Annotated in this window: 20 protein-coding genes; 12 read left to right on the top strand and 8 right to left on the bottom strand. The window is 59.1% G+C overall.

What is annotated here, in order from left to right:
* The first annotated feature begins 110 nt into the window (after positions 1-110).
* Genes QMK58_RS18515 through QMK58_RS18490 form a run of 6 tightly spaced genes read left to right on the top strand, consistent with a single transcriptional unit; the run spans position 111 to position 5104 of the window.
* Complete coding sequence (locus QMK58_RS18515) at positions 111-1166, top strand: phosphotransferase family protein (RefSeq protein ID WP_320395248.1); 1056 nt, start codon at positions 111-113, stop codon at positions 1164-1166.
* Positions 1166-1531, top strand: coding sequence for a DUF6285 domain-containing protein (locus QMK58_RS18510; RefSeq protein ID WP_320395247.1), 366 nt, complete (start codon positions 1166-1168; stop codon positions 1529-1531). Before QMK58_RS18515 ends, QMK58_RS18510 begins: the two co-directional genes overlap by 1 nt.
* Complete coding sequence (locus QMK58_RS18505; protein WP_053158377.1) at positions 1528-2241, top strand: histidine phosphatase family protein; 714 nt, start codon at positions 1528-1530, stop codon at positions 2239-2241. The genes QMK58_RS18510 and QMK58_RS18505 overlap by 4 nt, the downstream gene beginning before the upstream one ends.
* 22 nt (positions 2242-2263) lie before the next feature.
* Positions 2264-3436 (top strand): acyl-CoA dehydrogenase family protein, encoded by a 1173-nt coding sequence (locus QMK58_RS18500; RefSeq protein WP_053158380.1) that lies wholly within the window; start codon positions 2264-2266, stop codon positions 3434-3436.
* The gene (locus tag QMK58_RS18495; protein ID WP_053158383.1) at positions 3436-4215 is read left to right on the top strand and encodes an SDR family NAD(P)-dependent oxidoreductase; all 780 of its coding nucleotides are present in this window, start codon (positions 3436-3438) and stop codon (positions 4213-4215) included. Before QMK58_RS18500 ends, QMK58_RS18495 begins: the two co-directional genes overlap by 1 nt.
* A gap of 58 nt (positions 4216-4273) precedes the next feature.
* A complete protein-coding gene (locus QMK58_RS18490) occupies positions 4274-5104 on the top strand; it encodes an SDR family NAD(P)-dependent oxidoreductase (protein ID WP_320395246.1) in 831 nt (276 codons plus the stop codon).
* A 536-nt stretch (positions 5105-5640) separates the two neighbouring features.
* Here QMK58_RS18490 and QMK58_RS18485 read toward each other — a convergent pair.
* The 4 genes from QMK58_RS18485 to QMK58_RS18470 all read right to left on the bottom strand — a co-directional run bounded on the left by QMK58_RS18485 (position 5641) and on the right by QMK58_RS18470 (position 10893).
* A complete protein-coding gene (locus QMK58_RS18485) occupies positions 5641-6648 on the bottom strand; it encodes a zinc-dependent alcohol dehydrogenase family protein (protein WP_053158389.1) in 1008 nt (335 codons plus the stop codon).
* Between the two features lie 105 nt (positions 6649-6753).
* Complete coding sequence (locus QMK58_RS18480; protein WP_053158392.1) at positions 6754-7812, bottom strand: NAD(P)-dependent alcohol dehydrogenase; 1059 nt, start codon at positions 7810-7812, stop codon at positions 6754-6756.
* Between the two features lie 179 nt (positions 7813-7991).
* Positions 7992-9449 carry an acyl-CoA reductase gene (locus tag QMK58_RS18475; protein WP_053158394.1) on the bottom strand — a complete coding sequence of 486 codons (1458 nt, stop codon included), beginning with the start codon at positions 9447-9449 and terminating at the stop codon, positions 7992-7994.
* Positions 9450-9453: 4 nt separating this feature from the next.
* A complete protein-coding gene (locus QMK58_RS18470; protein WP_053158397.1) occupies positions 9454-10893 on the bottom strand; it encodes a hypothetical protein in 1440 nt (479 codons plus the stop codon).
* 287 nt (positions 10894-11180) lie between these two features.
* Between QMK58_RS18470 and QMK58_RS18465 the strand changes: the two genes are divergently transcribed.
* The 3 genes from QMK58_RS18465 to QMK58_RS18455 all read left to right on the top strand — a co-directional run bounded on the left by QMK58_RS18465 (position 11181) and on the right by QMK58_RS18455 (position 13501).
* Positions 11181-12332, top strand: a complete 1152-nt coding sequence (locus tag QMK58_RS18465; protein WP_320395245.1) for an iron-containing alcohol dehydrogenase — start codon at positions 11181-11183, stop codon at positions 12330-12332.
* A complete protein-coding gene (locus tag QMK58_RS18460) occupies positions 12329-12766 on the top strand; it encodes an acyl-CoA thioesterase (protein ID WP_053158403.1) in 438 nt (145 codons plus the stop codon). Before QMK58_RS18465 ends, QMK58_RS18460 begins: the two co-directional genes overlap by 4 nt.
* A 66-nt stretch (positions 12767-12832) precedes the next feature.
* Positions 12833-13501, top strand: coding sequence for a TetR/AcrR family transcriptional regulator (locus QMK58_RS18455; protein ID WP_320396548.1), 669 nt, complete (start codon positions 12833-12835; stop codon positions 13499-13501).
* A 627-nt stretch (positions 13502-14128) separates the two neighbouring features.
* On the opposite strand, the gene QMK58_RS18450 is transcribed toward QMK58_RS18455, so the two are convergent.
* Positions 14129-14563, bottom strand: a complete 435-nt coding sequence (locus tag QMK58_RS18450) for a GFA family protein (protein ID WP_053158420.1) — start codon at positions 14561-14563, stop codon at positions 14129-14131.
* Between the two features lie 75 nt (positions 14564-14638).
* Positions 14639-15580: a carbon-nitrogen hydrolase family protein gene (locus tag QMK58_RS18445; protein WP_053158423.1), complete on the bottom strand. Its 942-nt coding sequence runs from the start codon at positions 15578-15580 to the stop codon at positions 14639-14641.
* A gap of 104 nt (positions 15581-15684) precedes the next feature.
* On the opposite strand from QMK58_RS18445, the gene QMK58_RS18440 reads away from it, so the two are divergent.
* Entirely contained in the window at positions 15685-16368 is a 684-nt protein-coding gene (locus QMK58_RS18440) for a winged helix-turn-helix transcriptional regulator (RefSeq protein ID WP_053158426.1), read from the top strand.
* A gap of 96 nt (positions 16369-16464) precedes the next feature.
* Here the strand turns inward: QMK58_RS18440 and QMK58_RS18435 are convergent, their stop codons facing one another.
* Together QMK58_RS18435 and QMK58_RS18430 are read right to left on the bottom strand one after the other, a co-directional pair.
* Complete coding sequence (locus tag QMK58_RS18435; protein ID WP_320395244.1) at positions 16465-17067, bottom strand: TetR/AcrR family transcriptional regulator; 603 nt, start codon at positions 17065-17067, stop codon at positions 16465-16467.
* 157 nt (positions 17068-17224) lie between these two features.
* Positions 17225-17545 carry a 2Fe-2S iron-sulfur cluster-binding protein gene (locus QMK58_RS18430; RefSeq protein WP_320395243.1) on the bottom strand — a complete coding sequence of 107 codons (321 nt, stop codon included), beginning with the start codon at positions 17543-17545 and terminating at the stop codon, positions 17225-17227.
* 351 nt (positions 17546-17896) lie between these two features.
* Between QMK58_RS18430 and QMK58_RS18425 the strand changes: the two genes are divergently transcribed.
* Together QMK58_RS18425 and QMK58_RS18420 are read left to right on the top strand one after the other, a co-directional pair.
* Positions 17897-19156, top strand: a complete 1260-nt coding sequence (locus QMK58_RS18425; protein ID WP_320395242.1) for an aromatic ring-hydroxylating dioxygenase subunit alpha — start codon at positions 17897-17899, stop codon at positions 19154-19156.
* The gene (locus tag QMK58_RS18420; protein ID WP_320395241.1) at positions 19156-19647 is read left to right on the top strand and encodes an aromatic-ring-hydroxylating dioxygenase subunit beta; all 492 of its coding nucleotides are present in this window, start codon (positions 19156-19158) and stop codon (positions 19645-19647) included. Before QMK58_RS18425 ends, QMK58_RS18420 begins: the two co-directional genes overlap by 1 nt.
* The last annotated feature ends 20 nt before the right edge of the window (positions 19648-19667 follow it).

Here is a 19667-nt window from a genome sequence, read left to right as displayed (position 1 = left end):
TATAAGGCGCTAAGCGGTCTAGCGCGTTGCATTGAAAAGCTGGCCCGGCAATTGCTCAACTGCATCCATCCTTTTCAACAACAAGTCCAACAGGTCAGGTGCGGCGTCTAATGAGCAGTCCGAACGTAGCAGCGGCGGGAGTACCGCAACCCGAAACACAACTGAAAAAAGCCAGGCTTGAAGCCTTCCTCTGTGCTCAGGCCGGCGCACTACGGGTGACCGTCGACAACCAGCAGCGCCTGTCTGGTGGTGCCATTCAGGAAAACTGGTTGCTCGAGGTGAGTGTGGAGGGGGGCGTGTTTGCAGGCGTCCAGCGCTGGGTGCTGCGCAGCGATGCGCAATCGGCCGTGCAGGAGAGCCTGAGTCGCGCTCAGGAGTTCGCCGTGTTGAGTGCGGTGCACCGAGCCGGGGTCAAGGTACCCCGGCCCCTTTGGTTGTGCGAAGACACCTCGGTACACGGGCGGTCATTTTTCGTTATGGAGTGGGTGTCCGGCATCACTGCCGGCCATCGACTTACCAGTCACTCAGGGGTCCAAGGCGATCAACAGTTGGTTGTCGATTTGGGCGCCAACCTGGCCCGTATCCATTGCATCTCACCTGGCGAGGCAAGCCTGGCGTTCCTTGGCGACCCGCAGCAGGTTTCGGTGCCGGCCTCGATTGATGCCCTGCGTGCCATATTGGACCGCCTCGGCGCCGTTCAACCCGTACTGGAGTGGGGCTTGCGCTGGTGTGAATCAAACGCGCCACAAAGCACCGCCCGGTGCTTGCTCCACGGTGACTTCCGCACCGGCAATTATCTGGCCGAGTCCAGCCGGTTGCAGGCGGTACTGGACTGGGAATTCACCGGTTGGGGTGATCCGCGCGAAGACATCGGCTGGTTCACCGCCCGCTGCTGGCGGTTCGCCCGGCCTGACCTGGAGGCGGGCGGCATCGGCACGCTGGAACATTTCATGCGGGGTTACACCGAGGTGTCTGCCCTCAACATCGAACCCGAAGAATTGGTCTTCTGGCAGGTCATGGCCACCTTGCGTTGGGCGGTCATCGCCCAGCAGCAGGCCCAGCGGCATTTGTCCGGTGAGGAACCGTCGCTGGAGCTGGCCCTGACCGGCACGCTGGTCCCTGAACTGGAACTGGACATATTGCGGTTGACCGGAGGACTGCGCTGATGAACATCCGTCTCGATGCGAATGAATTGCTGGCGATTGCCCGTCAAACCCTGCTCGATGAATTACTGCCGCAGCTGCCGGCCAACCTGCGCTATCCAGCGCTGATGGTCGCCAATGCCATGGCCATTGCCGGGCGCGAATGTAATGAAGGTGAACAGGCGCTGGCCGCGGAAACACAATGGCTGACAGGACTGCTGGGGGATGACCATGGCTCACTGGCGGATGCACGTCAGGCCCTGTGCCGGGCTATTCGCCAAGGCCGTTTCGACACGCCCGGTGTTGAACAGGATCGCCTGTTGTCGGCGCTCCTGGCGATCACTCGGGCGCGGCTGTCCATCAGCAATCCGAAGGCGCTTGGCCAATGAATGCTCCAACGGTTATGCGACGTCGTTGCTACCTGGTACGCCATGGGCATGTGGATTATTTCTCGCCCGAAGGCCAGCCGCTGGACCCGCGCAGCGTGCCGCTTTCCGCTCTGGGAGAAGAGCAGGTGCGGCAACTGGCGCAGGTGATGACGCCGATCCATTTCGACCGAGCGCTGTGCTCCGATTACCCACGCGCCCGGCAGACTGCCGAGGGGCTGCTGGGCGATCGTCAGATCGAACTCCAGGCGTGCGCGCAGCTACGGGAAGTGCGTGCCGGTCGTCTGCGCGAGATTGCACCGCAGCAACTGCAACAGCAGGTCAGCTACGCCTACGACACCTTTGCCGATCCTGAAGGCCGCTTCATGGGTGGCGAGCGCTGGAGCGATTTCGACCGTCGGGTCATGACGCGCTTCGAAGAAGTGCTGGCCGAACCCGAATGGCAAAGCTTGCTGTTGGTCAGTCATGACGCCGTCAATCGCCTGTTGCTGGGATGGGCGCTCGGTGGTCCGAGCGGTTGCGCCGCCGCCCTGGAACAGGACAACGCCTGCCTGAACATCATCGATATCGACATGCAGGCCGGTCGCGTCCTGCGCTGCCATGTGCGTGTCGTCAACCTGACGCCCTGCGACCTTGCCAAGACAAACCAGCGACACACCGTGATGGAGCGCATTTACGCGCAACTCGCGCCGCTTGCCGAACAACGACTCTAGTCGAACATAAACCAGGACCCCCATGAACTTTACGATCCCTCAAGAGTTGCTGGACCTGCGCGAAAAGACCCGCGCTTTTATCGCCGAACAGGTGATCCCCATGGAAGCCGATCCGCGCTTGACGGCGCACGGCCCCAGCGAGGAGTTGCGCCAGGAGCTACTGGCCAAGGCGCGTATCGCCGGACTGTTGTGCCCCCATGCCAGCCGCGAAATGGGCGGTGCAGGCCTGAGCCACTTCGCCAAAGCCATCGTCTTCGAAGAGGCCGGATACTCGCCGCTGGGCCCGATTGCACTGAATATCCATGCGCCGGACGAAGGCAACATTCACCTGATGGACGAGGTTGCCACCCCAGCGCAGAAAGATCGCTGGCTGCGGCCTCTGGTCAGCGGCCGGATTCGCTCCTGCTTTGCCATGACCGAGCCGGCGCCGGGTGCGGGCTCCGATCCTTCTATGATGCAGACTGTCGCCGTGCGCGACGGCGATCACTACGTGATCAATGGTCGCAAATGGCTGATCACCGGGGCCGATGGCGCCGGGTTCGCCATCATCATGGCGCGCATGGAGGACGGCTCGGCGACCATGTTCCTGACCGACATGAACGCGCCGGGGATTATCCACGAGCGGCAACTCAAGACCCTGGACAGCTGTTTTTCAGGTGGCCACTCCGTGCTGCGTTTCGAAAACCTGCGGATTCCCGCCACCGATGTGCTGGGTGAAATCGGCAAGGGTTTTCGCTATGCACAAGTGCGCCTGGCGCCCGCGCGGCTGACCCACTGCATGCGTTGGCTGGGCGCTGCCCGGCGTGCCCATGACATTGCCTGCGACTACGCAAGAACCCGCGACTCGTTCGGCAAGACCCTGGGCGAGCACCAAGGGGTGGGTTTCATGCTGGCCGACAACCAGATGGCGCTGCACAGCACCCGCCTGTCGATCTGGCATTGCGCCTGGGTGCTGGACGAAGGCGGTCGCGGCAATGTCGAGTCAAGCATGACCAAGGTGTTGAGCGCTGAAGCCCTGTGGCATGTGGTTGATCGTTGCGTACAGATTCTGGGTGGCCGCGGCGTGACCGGTGAAACGGTGGTCGAGCGCATCTTCCGCGACATCCGCCCGTTCCGAATTTATGACGGCCCAAGCGAAGTGCACCGCATGAGCCTGGCGAAAAAAATCCTCGAAGGACACAAGGAGTTTTCTTGATGAAACCTGCAATCACTCAGCTGTTTGATCTGACGGGCCGGCGTGCCCTGGTCACGGGTGCTTCCAGTGGTCTCGGTCGGCATTTCGCCCGGACGCTGGCGGCGGCGGGTGCCGAAGTGGCGGTAGCGGCCCGGCGGGTCGAGCAGTTGCAGACCCTGGTCGAAGAAATCGAAGGCGATGGCGGGTGTGCCCGTGCGTTCACTCTGGACGTGACTGACCGAGCCTCGGTCAACCATTGCCTGGCGCGGATTGCCGAAGACATGGGGCCGCTGGATATTCTGGTCAATAACGCCGGTGTCAGCGACAGCCTGCATGTGCTGGAGTACACCGATGAAGATTGGGACCGAGTGGTTGGCACCAACCTCAAGGGCGCCTGGATCGTCGCGCAGGAAGTGGCACGACGCATGGTCGAGGCGCAGCGCGGCGGCAGTCTGATCAACGTGACGTCGATTCTCGCCAGCCGCGTTGCCGGCAGCCTGAGCCCCTACGTCGCGGCGAAGGCTGGCTTGAGCCATTTGACCCGATCCCTGGCGCTGGAACTGGCGCGCCACGAGATCCGGGTCAACTCCATCGCCCCCGGCTATGTGATGACCGAGCTCAACAGCGATTTCCTGCGCAGCGAGGCGGGCGAAAAGTTGCGGGCCCGTATTCCCACCCGGCGTTTTTGCACGCCGGCGGATCTGGACGGTGCCTTGCTGTTGCTGGCCTCCGATGCCAGTCGGGGCATGACCGGCAGTGAGATCCTCGTGGATGCCGGGCACCTGTGTAGCACGTTGTAGTGGTTGCATTGACAAGCGCTACAGCCTTTTACGGATTGAATAGGACTGGAAAACCAACATGAGCCCACTGCACGACAAAGTCGCGGTGATCACCGGGGCCGCCAGCGGCTTTGGTCGCGAACTGGCGATAGCTTGCGCCAACGAAGGCATGCACCTGGCGTTGACCGATATCGATGAAAAAAACCTGCAAGGCACCGTTGCCCTGCTGCCGATGGGCACTCAGGTACTGACGATGACCTGCGATGTCGCGCGGGCCGAGCAGGTCGAGCAATTGGCGGTTGCCACTTATGCGCGCTTCGGCGCCACGCACCTGCTGTTCAACAATGCCGGAGTATTGGTCGGCGGCCCGCTGTGGGCCACGACCGAACAGGATTGGGCGTGGATGTTCGGCATCAACGTGATGGGTGTTGCGCATGGTATTCGCAGTTTTGTGCCGCGGATGCTGGCGCAGAAGGATCAATGCCATATCGTCAACACAGCCTCGGTCGCCGGGTTGCTGTCGGTGCCGGGCAATGGCATCTACTGTGCGACCAAGCATGCGGTGGTGACGATGTCCGAATGTCTGCAACTTGAACTGGAGGAAGAAAACGCCTCAATCGGCGTGTCGGTGCTGTGCCCGGCCTTCGTTCCGACAGGCATTGCCGACGCCGGACGCAATCGTCCGGCCGAATTGGCTGCGACCAATCCGCTGAGGGAAAAGTACGAAGAGCAGACGCGCAAGGCGACCTTGGCCGGCAAGCTCAGTGCGACGGACATCGCACGCATCACCCTCGATGCCGTGAAAGAAAATCGCTTCTACATTCTGCCGCATCAAAAGATCAAGAGCCTGATCGAAGTGCGCATGGGCGATATTCTCGAAGAGCGCACCCCGCGCAAAACCTCGCGCTGAAGAAGTGGCGCAAGTGTAGGAACAAGCTTGCTCGCGATGGTCCTCAACGATGACGCGGGCTGCCTGATGGAACGCGTTGCCCTGACGTTTTTCGCGAGCAGGCTCGCTCCTACAAGGATGCGTGGTGTACCTGTAATCGCAGCCCTGGCGCATAACCCGTAGGAGCAAGCTTGCTCGCGATGGTCCTCAACGATGACGCGGGCTGACTGATGGAACGCGTTGCCCTGACATTTTTCGCGAGCAGGCTCGCTCCTGCAAGGATGCGTGGTGTACCTGTAATCGCAGCCCTGGCACATAACCCGTAGGAGCAAGCTTGCTCGCGATGGTCCTCAACGATGACGCGGGCTGACTGATGGAACGCGTTGCCCTGATGTTTTTCGCGAGCAGGCTCGCTCCTACAAGGATGCGTGGTGTACCTGTAATCGCAGCCCTGGCGCATAACCCGTAGGAGCAAGCTTGCTCGCGAAGGCGGTGTGTCAGTCAACATCGCGGCTGCCTGTCGAGACACCATCGCGAGCAAGCTTGCTCCTGCAGGATTAGTAGTGCAGGCAGATCTTGCCAAAATGCCCGGCGCAAAGTTGATGGGCAAAGGCTTCGGCAATCTGTTCCAGCGGATAGCGGCTGTCGATGACCGGGCGCCAGCTGAAGTTTTCCAGCGCCCGCACCATGTCCTGTTGCTGTTCACGGCTACCGACGATCAGGCCACGCAGCGTCTGCTGTTTGCGCATCAATTCCAGTGTCGGCACGCTGCCGGCAAACCCGGTGAGCACGCCGATCAGCGCAATGTGGCCACCGGCTGCGCAAGCGCGGATGGACTGCGGCAATGTGCCCGGGCCACCCACTTCCACCACGATATCGGCTCCGTGGCCGTCGGTTGCGGCGAGCACTGCATCACCCCATTCAGGCTGGTCCTTGTAGTTGATGACATGGTCCGCCCCCAGTGCCAGCAAGCGTTCTTTCTTGGCTTCGGAAGACGTCGTGGCAATGACCCGTGCGCCCATGGTCTTGGCCATTTGCAAGGCAAAGATCGAGACACCACCGGTGCCCAGCACCAGTACGGTGTCGCCAGCCTTGATCTGAGCATCGACCACCAGCGCACGCCAGGCCGTCAGGCCGGCCGTGGTCAGTGTGGCGGCTTCTTCGAAGGTGTAGCCCTTGGGCGCCAGGGTGAACGCCTCGATCGGCAGGTTGATCAGCTCGCGGGCAAACCCGTCCACGCCGTCACCAGGGACAGTCTGGAAGGTCGTCGGTACGACACGACCCGATTGCCAGTGCGGGAAGAAGCACGACACCACGCAATCACCCACGGTGAATTCTGTCACGCCGTCGCCCACTGCGGTGACAACACCGGCGCCATCGGCCATGGGGATACGGCCATCCGCTGCTCCGGCGTGGCCGGTGACGACACCGAGGTCATGGTAGTTGAGCGAGCTGGCGTGTATGCGCACCTGGATCTCGCCGGCTGCGGGAGCACCGGGTGCGGTCATGTCGACCAGACGCAGATTGTCGAGGCCGGCGGGGTGTTGGAGTTGGATGGCTTTCATGTGTGTCCTTGAGTCAGTCCGTGCGACGGGGATTGGAGATTGTTCGTTTGCGACAGCCACCTCAAGAGGCCGCTGCGGTGAAGTCCACCGCAGCGAACACCATGATCACTGCGCAACGTCGTGCAGGCTGTTCATGTCGATCACGAAGCGGTACTTCACGTCATTGCGTTGCAGGCGTTCAAAGGCCGTGTTGATGTCCTTGATATCAATCATTTCACAGCTGGGCAATACCTGATGCTCGGCGCAGAAATCCAGTAATTCCTGGATCGCCTGAATGCCACCGATCAGCGAGCCAGCCAGGGTGCGATTGTTGCGAATCAGCAAGCCGCCATGAATAGGTTCAAGGGGTTCGATGGCCCCGACCAGCACCAGAACACCATTGCGCCCCAACAGCATCAGGTACGGGTTGACGTTGTGCCGGCTGGGAATGGTGTCGATGATGAATTCGAAGGCATTGGCTGCTGCCGCCATGGCTGGCGAATCATTGGACAACAGCACGTGATGAGCACCGAGGGCGATGGCATCGTCGGCCTTGCCCGGTGACGTGGTGATGACCGTGACTTCGGCACCCAGGGCCGCCGCCAGTTTCACCGCCATGTGCCCTAGACCGCCAAGACCGACCACAGCGATTTTAGAATCCTTGCCGACGCCATAGCGACGCATCGGGTTCCAGACGGTAATCCCGGCGCATAGCAGCGGTGCAGCGAAACGTGGATCGAGGCTATCCGGCATACGCAGCACGAACTGTTCGCGGACAATGATGTGCTCGGCGTAACCGCCGTAGGTCATTTCGCCGGTGTGACGATCCTTCCCATTGTAGGTCGGCGTAGGGCCGTGGATACACAGTTGCTCCTGATGCTCAGCGCAGGGCGCGCATTGCAGGCAACTGTCGACCTGGCAACCGACCGCGACCCGGTCGCCAATCTTGAAGCGGCTGACGTTGCTGCCGACGGCCGTGACATATCCGACGATCTCGTGACCGGGCACGATGGGATAGACCGTGTTGTTCCAGTCGTTGTGTACCTGATGCGCATCGGAATGGCAGACGCCGCAAAAGGCGATATCGATGGCCACATCATCGGCGCGCAGCGGCCGCCGCTCGAAGCGAAACGGGGTAAGGGCAGTGTGGGCACTGTGTGCGGCAAATCCCAGGCAGGTGGTCATGGCTCAAATATCCTTGAATGAAGTTGGAGTTCCGGCTGCGCCGCCATTGCCTGCAGGAGCGAGCACGCTCGCGATGAGCCCGAGAACACCGCGCAGTGCCAGGTTCCCAGCGTTATCGTTAGCGACCATCGCGAGCCTGCTCGCTCCTACAGTGACTCTGCGTTAAACCGGAGGGCAGATCAGATCGATGGACGCAACCAGGGCGCAGGGGTCATTTCCGGCGAGGCGATCTGGTTGACGATCCACTTGCCCATGCGCCGTAGCGGCTCAATGGAGTCTTGCGGCCCCGCCCATTTCAGTCCCGCCGCGTAGCCCAACGAGACGATGCGTTGGGCGCCATACAGCGGCAGGATGTCCTTGAGTTCATCCTTGATGCTTTCCGGGTAGACACCGACGGTCTGGGTGTAGGCATCCACCGCATCCATCATCTCGTTGAGGTCATCGACGGGGACCAGATTGGCGGTGCGGTCGTCGAGCCGGGTGGCGAATGACACCGCTTCCGGCAGTTGCGAGCAAATGACCGCACCTTCACCGTCCTGGCCACCGATCACCTGATACCACTCGTCATCCAGGCGCAGTGCGTCGACTTCGGCCTTCAAGCCCTGGTCGTAGCGTTTGGGCACGGTGCTGAGGGTGTTGGGCAGGGTTTGCATGGCGTCGTAGACATAACGACCAAAGGTGTTCAGTTGCGCCAGGCCGGCCTCATCGGTGCCGCTTTGTACGTAGACCACCCGGGCGCACACGCAGGCCTTCTGGTTCAGTGCGCCGATGTCGCTGGCCAGACGCACGGCGGCCTCGCGCATGGTTGCTTCGTTGTCGAAGGTGTCCTTGCCGATGATGCTGGCGCTGCGTTTGGGGTCCAGGGAAATCAGTTCCAGCCCCGGCTGGATGTAGCGGGTCACGTGCTTCATCGATGCATAGCCGCCCCAGGCCACGATCTTCTCCAGGTTCTGCGGCTGGTACAGACGCTCCTCGAAGGCTTGATCGCCGCCTTTCCAATAAGCGACGCTGAGGTGTTTGGTCAAGGGATGGTCCGGCGCCATTTCCACCATGGTGCGGGCGATGGCGAGGGCGGTGAAAGGGTCGTTGGACGGTGCCTTGATGATCGCGTCACTGCGCAGCACCATGTTGCGCAAAATGGTCAACAGCGATAGCCCGGTGGCATTGCCCGCGACGATGTGCAGGGTCCGCGCGCCGAAGCAGCGTACCTCCAGTTCGGTGCCGTCGAGCAAACGCTGCCTGACCCAGCTTTCGAGGTATTTGACGCCCACTGAGCTCTCCACCTGTTCGGTGACCGACTCGCGGGTGAGCATATGGCGCAGCCCCATGTAGCTGCCCTTGACCATGCTCGGTGTGACCGGTGCTGTCAGGTAGGACAGCTCGCAGGCTTCCTGCAAAAAGGGGTTTTTATCGAACTCCAGGCGTTCACCAAGGGCTTCGGCGTAGTCGAGGATGTCCTTGAAGCTGAGGGTGTACAGGTCGGCGAGTCTGGCCGGATTACCCAGTGGCAACTGGTCGATGTATTGGTGGGCATCCGGGGTCTGAAAGATCAGGTCGCCGCCACGGCCGCCGACGTCGATCAGGTTGTCGGTGATGACGTTGCCACGGATGATCATTGGCGCGATGGGTTTGCTCATGGGGTCAGCCCTCCAGGGTGTTGAGGAAGTCCATCGCCTGGCGATGGGAGTCTTCAGTTGCGGCGCAGGTGATCTTGTCGTCACCGCCATTGAGTTCGCTGTAGCGCTGGATCGGCCCGACCACGTAGCAACTGGGTCGACCGCAGGTGCAGGGCTGGTCCCATTCGATGGTGATTTCATCGCCGGTGATAAAGCCGCCCCAACGGATCTCTGCGCCGAGGTCGAAGAATGCGGCACGACCGGTGACGCGGCCGGTGCGCGGCAATGGCTGGCTGGTTTGCGGATCGAGCAGGTAGGGAATGACCGTAGGGGCGAAGTGGAAGTGGCCAGCTTCGCAACGGGCATGCGCGCCGCCGACAATTTCCGACATGGCATAGGATTCGTTGAGGGTCTTTGCCCCGGTAAAGCGCAGCACGTCTTCGCGCCAGCCCTCGGGTTGCACGACGCCTTTGCCGCCACCGGAAGTGTGCACGAACGAGTCAGGGTGGAAGACACCTTCCAGTCCGCGCGCCAGGCCAGCCTTGGCCATGCTGTGCAGCAGGTTCCAGGTGGCAGCGACGTAGACACGCTGGCCCCTGAGTTCGGTGGACATGTGATCGAAGAAGGTCGCCAGATGCGCAGGCATGTCGGCCTGCAACCGGTCGAACGCCTTCTTCTTTTCCAGCAATTGTGGGCTGATCACCAGCCGGTCGAGGGTGCCTTTGGACTGCGCCGCACGCAGCTTGGCGCCCAGATGCAGCACGTCAGTGCTGAGAGTGGTCGGGTACGCCGCATGGAAATGCGATTCGTCAGGCAACAGCGCCGGGATCATCGCGGCGTGGACGCGCACATGGCTCAGGTAGCCCCTGCGATAGTAAGGGTAGATCGTGTGCAAGTTGGGCGATGGGGTGTCCGGACCGTCCATGCTCCACACCATCATTTTGCGCAGTTGGGCGAATTTGTCCCACTCATGCACGCCCTGGGGCAGGAACGACAGGGTGCCGGAAGTGCCCGAAGTGTGGCTGATGCGCAGTTGCGGCACAGCCTCGTCCATGGTTTCGAACCATTCATCGAGGCCCTGGCAATCGCTGACGTTCACCGCCGCGATAGCCTCGGCAATGTCCGGGGTCACCAGTTTGCTCAGCCACTTGTTGATCTGGCCAAAGCTGCGCTTCTCCAGCAACGAAGGCGGGTAGGACTTGTATACGGTGTGTTCGAACAGCAGCGGCACGACGTCGTCGAGTTGCTCGAGCTGTTCGATGCCTTGGGCGTCGGCGAGTTTTTTCAGTACCGGTATGCGCTGGCGCAGTTCGGCGAAACGCTGCTTGAGTCCATTGAGCTGTAACGCGTCGATGTCGGCGCGAGGCAATTGGTTCCAGGCGTGCTGGGAATAATTAACCAAGTCTGCCGGGTTGTTCAGCAACAGCTGGGTTTTTTGTTCTATCGACAGGGGGGATGTGGGCATTGTCTGGCTCGCTACTCGTGAAGTGGGAACCGGCGAGGCCGGGGGGGGAGTGCGGCTCAAGTATGGGCAGGCCAATTTGGATTTTGTTCCGGATTCCCGTGTTCTGTACTTCTTCTTAAGTTGCTGAAAATAAACGATTAAAAATGAAGTTCGTGCCGATCGTGTGAAGCATTCCGGATTCGCTGCGGGTGAACGTTTTTCAGGCGAAAACACGCTGTTTGCTGACATACACTCAGCCGCCAACGCCGTGAAAAACTCAGTGCAACATTCCCATTCGTGAGGCTTCCATGTTGAAAATGGTATTTCAGACAACCCCGTCAATAATCATCGAACGCGGTGCTGCGACCCGACTCGCCGTGCAGGTGAGCGCCATGGGGTGCAGGTCGGTTCTGGTGGTGACCGATGCGGGGGTGGTTGCGGCTCGCTTATTGGATGCGGTACTCGCCGGCCTTGAGGATCAGGAGATAACCGTCAGCGTGTTTTCTCAGGTACAGGCCGACCCACCGGAGTCCGTAATCCTCGCCGCGGTGGATGCCGCAAAAGCCTGTGGCGCTGATTGTGTGGTGGGGCTGGGCGGTGGCAGTTCGCTGGATGCCGCCAAGCTGGCCGCACTGTTGGCGCGCAGTGGTGAGTCGTTGAATCAGGTCTACGGGATCAACCGGGCCAAGGGCCCGCGCCTGCCGTTGATTTTGGTGCCGACCACGGCAGGGACCGGTTCGGAGGTGACGTCGGTTTCGGTGGTCACCACCGGGGCGGGTGAAAAAAACGTGGTCTACTCACCGATGCTGTTGCCCGACCTGGCGGTGCTGGACGCGGAGCTGACCCTGGGCCTGCCGTCCCACGTCACGGCCGCGACAGGGATTGATGCCATGGTCCATGCCATCGAGGCCTTTACCAGCAAGCATCTGAAAAATCCGATATCCGATTGTCTGGCGCGTGAGGCGCTTCGTCTGTTGTCCGGCAGCCTGTTCCAGGCCTGTCAGGACGGTAGCAACTTGCAAGCACGGGAAAATATGTTGCTGGGTGCCTGCCTGGCGGGTATGGCATTCGCCAATTCCCCGGTGGCCGCGGTACATGCCTTGGCGTACCCGCTGGGTGCACGTTTCCACATACCCCATGGCCTTTCCAATGCGCTGGTACTGGGGCCGGTGATGCGTTTCAATCTGTCGACGGTGGCATCTCAATATGCGCAGTTGGCAAGCATTGTCCTGCCTGGCTTCAGCGGCTCTGATCAGGATAAAGCCTTTGCCCTGGCCGACTACCTCGGCAGCCTGGCCGGTGAGCTGGGCCTGCCGACGCGCCTGCGCGATCTGGGTATTACCGAGTCCGACATCGAGCCGCTGGTGGTAGACGCCATGCGCCAGACACGCCTTCTGGGTAACAATCCCCGGTCAGTCAGTGAAGCGGATGTACGCTCGATCTACCGGGAAATCCTGTGAGCGGCAAGGTCAACCGGCCACACCGGAATCAGTTTCGGCGTTTCACCCAAATGCCGACGCGCTGGGGGGACCAGGACGCCTATGGGCATGTGAACAACGTGGTCTATTACTCGTACTGCGAGTCGGCAATCAGCGCGTTTCTGGTCGAGCAGGGCACCCTGGACACTGCCGACAGCCCGGTGATCGGCTTGATCGTCAACTCGGGCTGTACTTATTACTCATCAATCTGTTTCCCCGACCAGATCACGGTGGCGATGAAAATCTCCCGCCTGGGCACCAGCAGTGCGCGATACGAATTGGCCCTGTTTCGCAATGACGAGAACGAAGCGTGCGCCGCGGCGCACATCGTCTACGTGTATATCGACCGGGCCAGCCACACCTCGGTGCGCATCCCGGAAACAATACGTACTGTGCTCGCCAGACTCGCTGACTAAGCGAGCGTGCTCGGCCATACTCCGGTTTGCCGCCGTGGAGAAGGGCGGCACTCTGGAGAGGACGGCGTGATCAAACCAACTCAAGACAAGAAAGCCGTGCAGGTAGAAATACCTGCAGAACCTCGCAAAGAGCCGCGTCAGGCTCGCTCAATTGCGCTGGTTACAGCACTGAAGCAAACCGGTCGACAGATCCTCGAAAACGAAGGGCGGGACGGCTTGAGTGCCGTACGCCTGGCCGAAGACTCCGGTGTAGCGATCAGTTCGATCTATGAATACTTTCCAACGATGGAGGCATTGATCGCTGCGGTGTTTGAAGATTATCGATCTGAAGCCCGCAATGAATTGTTCGCCAACATCATGGGCTTGCCGGCAGAGGTGACCTTGTTCGAAGGTATTTTGCTGGCGCTTCGCGCGGTGCTGGCCAGCCATCAAAAAAAGGTGTTGTTCGATCCGGCCTTCAGTGTGCGCTCCACTCATTATGATGAGCTGGTGCGGCTGGATGTGGTCCAGGCCAAACAACTCTGGACGACCACGGCAACCTCAGCGTTGATGACCCGTTTCGCTAACGACATCCGGGTGAAGGATCGAGAGAAGGGTGAATTTCTGGTCTACCAGACTCTGATGGCGCTCCCTCGGGCAATCCTTCTGGAAAAGCCGTGCTATCTCAATGATGACGACACTCCCAGGCTGATGGCGCGAATGCTTCACGCAATGCTGACTGATCCGCTTCCCTGAGCACCGTGAAGTGAGGCCCGCAGTCAATTGCGGAACATGATCTACCGCCTGGATGTGAATTCTTCGGTGTAACCCGGGTTGTTCCTGGCACCTCCTGATGGGCCTCAATTCGAGGCATGGAGGAGTCTGAGAAACCCGGGGTGATTCACCCCTTTGTATCCTGATTTTCAGCACAACAGTCGATCATTAAAATTGCTGTTCATTCGCCATCCAAGCTCGTTTTTCGCGTCGCGCTGGGCGGCGACACTACGTGAGTCTGGACTGCTCCCTTCAGAAGTAATTGGGCCAACTGAATCACATTCTGTTTCATAGATATATCTGAACGGTTAGTAGCCAGTAGCCTTCACACCGGCGCTATCATTACCGCGTGCGTCATCTTGATGAATTCTAAATTTTGATCGATGGCTTCCAGAGTTGCGCGCTCGTTGTCGGCGACATCAGCCGCAAACGGCTGCTCGACCAAGCTCGAGAGCTCTATGGCGGATGAGTTTTTACTGCTCTGTAGGACGCTGATATCAAGGTCGTCACTTTACTTGCGGAAACGAGTCTCGCGATTTTCCGCAGCATTGCGCTTCGACAACCGACCCATTGCGGTCCGTCACGGTGGGATCACGCACCCTGCTAGCGCTATTCGTCGATGCTGACGCCCGATCCCCCTAAATCGTTGGGGACATCCTTCAGCTTGGGCAATCCATCTTTGATGCGTAACACGGTCTCCTGATAGTGGACGTGAACGCCTGGCGTATAAGCGAGATCCGGGATGACAGCGGCATACACGTCGATGAGTCCCATCCCTGGGTGTTCGGTGAAGATGTGCCCGCCGCAACTCTTGCACCATTTTCGGTAACTCTGCGTTGTCTTGTTGTAGGTGCCGATGTTGTCAGCCCCCCGAGTTATGTGCAGCGCCTCGGGTTTCCATAGCGTGAAGGCATTGACCGGTCCTGCTGACCAATGCCGACATGACTCGCAATGGCAATAGCCCATTGCGGCGGGTTCACCGCTGACGATGAATTCGACTGCGCCGCAAAAACAACTGCCTTTGTAAGACCTTTGAATGCTCATGGAATGACTCCTTGATAAGTTGTCAGGTGATACCGCTGCTGATGCAGTGGATCGCCTCAAAGTTGCCTGGTGGCTTCACCCGTCGATGTAGCGCACCGCTGTCGCTGGCGTGCGCCGAACCTGCAGTTCGAAAATGTCAGGGCGCGCATAGTGCCCGGTGACGTCGAGTGCCCGCCGCGCTGGCGCCACGAGTGAGACGTCGATGTCCGCATACAGAATGCCTGCCTCCCGGTGTAATGGACCGGCCACGAGTCGGCCTTGAGGATTGACCACCACCGAGTCGCCGTCGTTGATCCACTCGTCCGGATCGGGAAACAGTTGTGTACGCGCCGGAAAGTCATCGGGTATGTCGCTGCCGCGCAGCGAAGTGCCACTGCCGAGCACAAAACATCTGCCTTCGAGTGCAATGTGACGCATCGTGCTGATCCAGCCCTCGCCAGTGTCGTACGTGGGGGCGATGTAGATTTCCACCCCTTGGGCATACAACGCATAGCGCGCCAGAGGCATGTAGTTTTCCCAGCAGATGAGCGCACCAACGCGGCCGACCGCTGTATCGACCGTACGCAAGCCGGACGCATCACCGAAGCCATGCACCATACGCTCGGGATTCGTTGGCATCAGCTTGCGGTGTCGGTTGAGCACTTCGCCGCTCGTTCCGATAACGACTACGCTGTTGTAGAGAGTGCCGCCTCCATTGCGACGGTCGCATTCATTGATGCCGCACACGATCGTCACGGCGTGAGCTCTGGCGGCCTCGCACAATTGGCTCAGGTCACCGTTGGCGATATCAACGGCGTTGGTCAGCAGCCGCGTGTGCAACTGGCCCATTAAAGCCCCGTCCTTTCCTGCCGCCAGCCGCCAGATCCACGACGGATAACCTGGAATGAACGATTCGGGTAAAACAATCAGCGAGGCTCCGGCCGCCGCAGCTTCAGCGACCGATTGTACGGCTCGGACGATCGTCGCACTGCGATCGAGCAGCACGGGCGGGCGCTGAATGATGGCTATTTTGGTCATGACGTTCCCCTGTGGTGGTTGGCTTTGGAAGGTTCAAGCGTGCGCCTGGGGAATTCGCGAGGCTAGTTCAGAATCTGAAGCGTTGTAGTTGCGGAGTACAGGCGATGGATGAAAGCTACGGTCAGTTCTGCACGGTCGCGCGCGGTGCTGAAGCGCTGTGTGAGCGCTGGACACCGTTGGTCGTGCGCGAATTGCTGTGCGGAAGCAAGCGTTTCAATGAACTGCACCGCGGCGTACCGCGGATGTCCACCAGCTTGCTGGCACAGCGGCTGCGCCATCTGGAAGATATCGGTGTCGTTCATCGCACGGCCGCAGGCAAAGTCTGGGAGTACAGCCTGACCGAGGCGGGCGAGGATTTGCGCCCCATCATTATGGCGCTAGGGCATTGGGGCGCGCGTTGGATAGGCAGTCGCCTTCGCGATGACGAACTCGACGCGGGCCTGCTCATGTGGGACGTGCGCCGGTTTGCGTGCATCGAGAAGTTTCCGTCCCGGCCGGTGGTCATTCACTTTAAGTTCCGCGACGCTCGATCTGGCGAGCAAGAGTGGTGGCTTGTGGTTGAACAGGGTGTAGCAGATCTATGCCGCGACGACCCTGGACGCGAACTGACGCTCGTCGTGGATTCTAGCGTGCGCGCGTTGACTGAGGTGTGGACTGGGGACCGCACACCGAGTGATGTTCTTCAGTCGCGAGACCTGCGTGTAGATGGCGCAGTGCAGGATGCGGAAAACCTGTGGCGCTGGCTTGGCACGAGTGCGTTCGCCAGAACCCGGAGCGCTGCAATCTAGCCTTTAAGCCGTGCTCGATGAAGAGATCAATGACATTTATTGGGGAGCTGATGACTCTGGTGAAAAGTGGGTGTTAGCGTTCTCGCGCTTTTGGCACTAATTCTTTTTGCCTCTGGCAATAATACCCAGGGCAAAATTAGTCAGGGTCTCTGTCAGGCGCTGCTCGCTCACCTCGATGTTGTTCCATAGGGAGTGCCCGTAGAGCATTCCAATGGTCGCATGGGTGACCAGGAAAATATCCTCATCAAGCCGGTCTGTCTCTCGATATTCAGCGGCAATTATGGCGCTGAGCAGAGAAGCATGTGCGCCTTTCAGTTGGTTGATTTGCTGCTTATATTCTTCGCTAAGGTTTAGAAATTCACGGGTAACCAACAGCAGTCGATTCCTTTCCGATAGATCGAAGGCGACGAACGCTTGAACAAAACTCCATAACTGGTCAGAGGGGGTCTTGGCGCCTTTCATCAGAAGCTTGGTGCTGTTCAATAGATCCGACAGGGCTGATTCAATAAGCTCGAACAGCAAGCTCTGTTTGTTTTCAATGTGGTGATAAAGGGATCCGGCGCGAAGCCCCAAATGGCTAGCAAGGTCACGCAAGCTAATTGCTTGGTAGCCGTGGGTTGCAAATAGCTCGATCGCGGCATCGAGAAGACGGTCGCGGGCGCTGGGTGTTTTACTGAAGGAGACGACGGCCGCAAGCATGTCGGAGTCCTGTATTCATTAAGAGGGACCATTTGCCGGACAGCTATCGTGCAAACTAGGGTTGACCAATGTATGACACCAGGCGGTCCAGGTATGCCGTCGCCTGTTCAGATCCGACTGCTCTGCTAAACCCCAGGAGACTACCCCGACGTGCTGGCTAAAATTGTTCCGCCGGCACCCGAATTACCATGCCGTCAATCGAATCAGTCACCTTGACTTGGCAGCTCAGGCGACTACCTGCTTGTGCGTCAGATACTCCCTCGATCAGGAATGACTCGGTTTCGGACATGGCGGGAAGCCTTTCCAGCCATGCGACATCAATCATTACATGGCACGTGGCGCAGCTGCAGATTCCGCCACAATCCCCCAGTATGCCGGGCACCATGTTTCTTAGCGCCACCTGCATCAGATTTTGACCGGGGGCGGCGTTGACGCGGTGGGTAGTTCCATTGCTTTCGATATAGATCAACTCAGGCATGGTGAGCACTCCTGCCAGATGATGGTTGTTGTTTTAAAAAGACCGACCGGACGGAATATTAATTGAGTAAAAAAGACTTGTCTAGCAGGGATGATGGCCGTGGCTGGTCTCCAGGGGATCGCGACGGTTTTCCTAAGCCAAAAGGGCTTGGTGTGGTAATTACGCTTCAAGCGAGCGCTTCGGGAGGGGCTCTAGAATTTTACTGTTTACAAGACCGGCTGGACGGACTATTTTGTGGTCGTGGAAATGTGATTGTCAGCTGATTGCTTCCTGCTACCTGGATGACGGGAGGGTAGATGCGACGACGGTGCACAGGTTTTCAACTACAACAATCGATCTGAGGGTGGTGTCATGGGAGAAATTCCGACAGGGCGCAAATGGGGTGAGTTTTTCAAGGGCGAATATGTCCATGGTTCGGTATACACCAACAAGGAAATTTTCGAGGAGGAGCTCGAGAAGATCTGGTACCGCACCTGGGTCTATGTCGGTCATGAAAGCGAGGTTAAAAACCCGGATGACTTCGTAATGAAGTCCATCGGGTTGCAGCCGGTGATCATGACGCGTGACCGTGAAGGGCAAATTCATCTATTGCTCAACCGTTGTGCGCACCGTGGCAATCAGGTGTGTCTGTCGGAAAAGGGCAACTCACGTTCTTTCACCTGTCCTTACCATGGCTGGACTTTTACCAATACAGGTCAGCTGCGGGGCTATCCATTCCCTTCTGGCTATGAAGGCGTCGACCGAACGAAGTTGGGTCTGGGTAAGGTGCCGCGCGTCGAGTCCTATAAAGGGTTTGTATTTGGCTCATTCGCTGAGCAGGGCCCGAGCCTGGAAGAGCATCTGGGCGGAGCTAGAGAAGCCATCGATCGCCTGGTGCGTAACTCGCCGGAGGGGGAAGTGGAAATCACCGCTGGTTTCCTCAAGCACCAGGCCAAGACCAACTGGAAGTTTGTGGTCGAGAACGAGACGGATGGCTACCACCCGCAGTTTGTTCACGCTTCCATTTTCAGTGTGGCAGAGAGCGGTATTGGCGATCTGTATAGCAGTGAATCGACGGCTGTTACTCGCTACCTGGGGAATGGTCACTCGGAGTGCGACCTGCGTCCGGAATTCCGCAAATTGGACAAGCCGCTGGGTTGGTTTGGAACCACAGAAGAGCGCATGCCCGCGTATGTCGGGGATATGAAAGCCGCATACGGAGAGGAAAAAGCACGAGAAATCATGATCGACGGTACGCCGCACACCATGATTTTCCCCAATCTGTTTATTGCTGAAATCCAGATATTTGTGCTGCAACCACTGGCAGTGGATGAAACCATCCAGCACGTCACTGCGTTGCAGTTCAAAGGTGCGCCTGAACTTAATCGCCGCATGCGTCAGCAAACGATGGGATCTGTTGGACCGGCCGGATTTCTTCTGGCGGATGATTCAGAGATGTATGAGCGTAACCAGCGAGGTGTTCAGGTCCGCAAGCCGGAATGGGTGTTTCTGGGCAGGGGCAAGCACCGTGAACGAATCGATGAGGATGGATTCATGGTTGGTGATGCGACGGACGAAGTTCCGTCTCGGGGCATGTGGGCGCATTACCGTTCCCTGATGGAGGCGAAATAATGAGCGCTTTTGAGCACGATGATGCGTTGCTGCGCGAAGTGACCCGCTTTATCTATGCGGAGGGGCGTTATCAGGACGAGCATGAGTACGATGCCTGGGAAGCGCTCTGGACTGATGATGGCGTCTACTGGATTCCGGCCAATGGTGACGGCGGTGACCCTGAGCACGACATGTCGATTGTTTATGACAACCGCTCGCGCATCGCGCTGCGAATCCGTCAGTTACATACCGGCAAGCGGCACAGCCAGTCGCCGCGCTCCAGCTTGCGTCGTCTGATATCCAACATCGAGGTGCTTGATGTTCAAGGCGATGAAATTCGTGTGACCTCTAATGCCTTTGTTTACGAAGTCAATTTGCGTGGCGAGACGATCTGGCCGTCGCGTAACGATTATCGGCTGCGGCGGGTTGATGGCGAGCTGCGGATGGTGCTCAAGAAGGTCAGGCTGACCAATAACACGAAGCCGCTCTACTCCATGTCCTTCCTGATCTGACGGCTGTGCGAGCGTTGCCC

This window comes from Pseudomonas sp. P8_241 (genome assembly GCF_034008315.1).
Taxonomy (GTDB): domain Bacteria; phylum Pseudomonadota; class Gammaproteobacteria; order Pseudomonadales; family Pseudomonadaceae; genus Aquipseudomonas.
The sequence above is the reverse complement of the archived record's forward strand: the minus strand, read 5'-3'. Positions and strand labels throughout refer to the sequence as shown.

Coding starts and splice junctions, on each gene's coding strand:
- QMK58_RS18515 (WP_320395248.1), top strand. CDS start 111: ATGAGCAGTCCGAACGTAGCAGCGGCGGGAGTACCGCAACCCGAAACA.
- QMK58_RS18510 (WP_320395247.1), top strand. CDS start 1,166: ATGAACATCCGTCTCGATGCGAATGAATTGCTGGCGATTGCCCGTCAA.
- QMK58_RS18505 (WP_053158377.1), top strand. CDS start 1,528: ATGAATGCTCCAACGGTTATGCGACGTCGTTGCTACCTGGTACGCCAT.
- QMK58_RS18500 (WP_053158380.1), top strand. CDS start 2,264: ATGAACTTTACGATCCCTCAAGAGTTGCTGGACCTGCGCGAAAAGACC.
- QMK58_RS18495 (WP_053158383.1), top strand. CDS start 3,436: ATGAAACCTGCAATCACTCAGCTGTTTGATCTGACGGGCCGGCGTGCC.
- QMK58_RS18490 (WP_320395246.1), top strand. CDS start 4,274: ATGAGCCCACTGCACGACAAAGTCGCGGTGATCACCGGGGCCGCCAGC.
- QMK58_RS18485 (WP_053158389.1), bottom strand. CDS start 6,648: ATGAAAGCCATCCAACTCCAACACCCCGCCGGCCTCGACAATCTGCGT.
- QMK58_RS18480 (WP_053158392.1), bottom strand. CDS start 7,812: ATGACCACCTGCCTGGGATTTGCCGCACACAGTGCCCACACTGCCCTT.
- QMK58_RS18475 (WP_053158394.1), bottom strand. CDS start 9,449: ATGAGCAAACCCATCGCGCCAATGATCATCCGTGGCAACGTCATCACC.
- QMK58_RS18470 (WP_053158397.1), bottom strand. CDS start 10,893: ATGCCCACATCCCCCCTGTCGATAGAACAAAAAACCCAGCTGTTGCTG.
- QMK58_RS18465 (WP_320395245.1), top strand. CDS start 11,181: ATGTTGAAAATGGTATTTCAGACAACCCCGTCAATAATCATCGAACGC.
- QMK58_RS18450 (WP_053158420.1), bottom strand. CDS start 14,563: ATGAGCATTCAAAGGTCTTACAAAGGCAGTTGTTTTTGCGGCGCAGTC.
- QMK58_RS18445 (WP_053158423.1), bottom strand. CDS start 15,580: ATGACCAAAATAGCCATCATTCAGCGCCCGCCCGTGCTGCTCGATCGC.
- QMK58_RS18440 (WP_053158426.1), top strand. CDS start 15,685: ATGGATGAAAGCTACGGTCAGTTCTGCACGGTCGCGCGCGGTGCTGAA.
- QMK58_RS18435 (WP_320395244.1), bottom strand. CDS start 17,067: ATGCTTGCGGCCGTCGTCTCCTTCAGTAAAACACCCAGCGCCCGCGAC.
- QMK58_RS18430 (WP_320395243.1), bottom strand. CDS start 17,545: ATGCCTGAGTTGATCTATATCGAAAGCAATGGAACTACCCACCGCGTC.
- QMK58_RS18425 (WP_320395242.1), top strand. CDS start 17,897: ATGGGAGAAATTCCGACAGGGCGCAAATGGGGTGAGTTTTTCAAGGGC.
- QMK58_RS18420 (WP_320395241.1), top strand. CDS start 19,156: ATGAGCGCTTTTGAGCACGATGATGCGTTGCTGCGCGAAGTGACCCGC.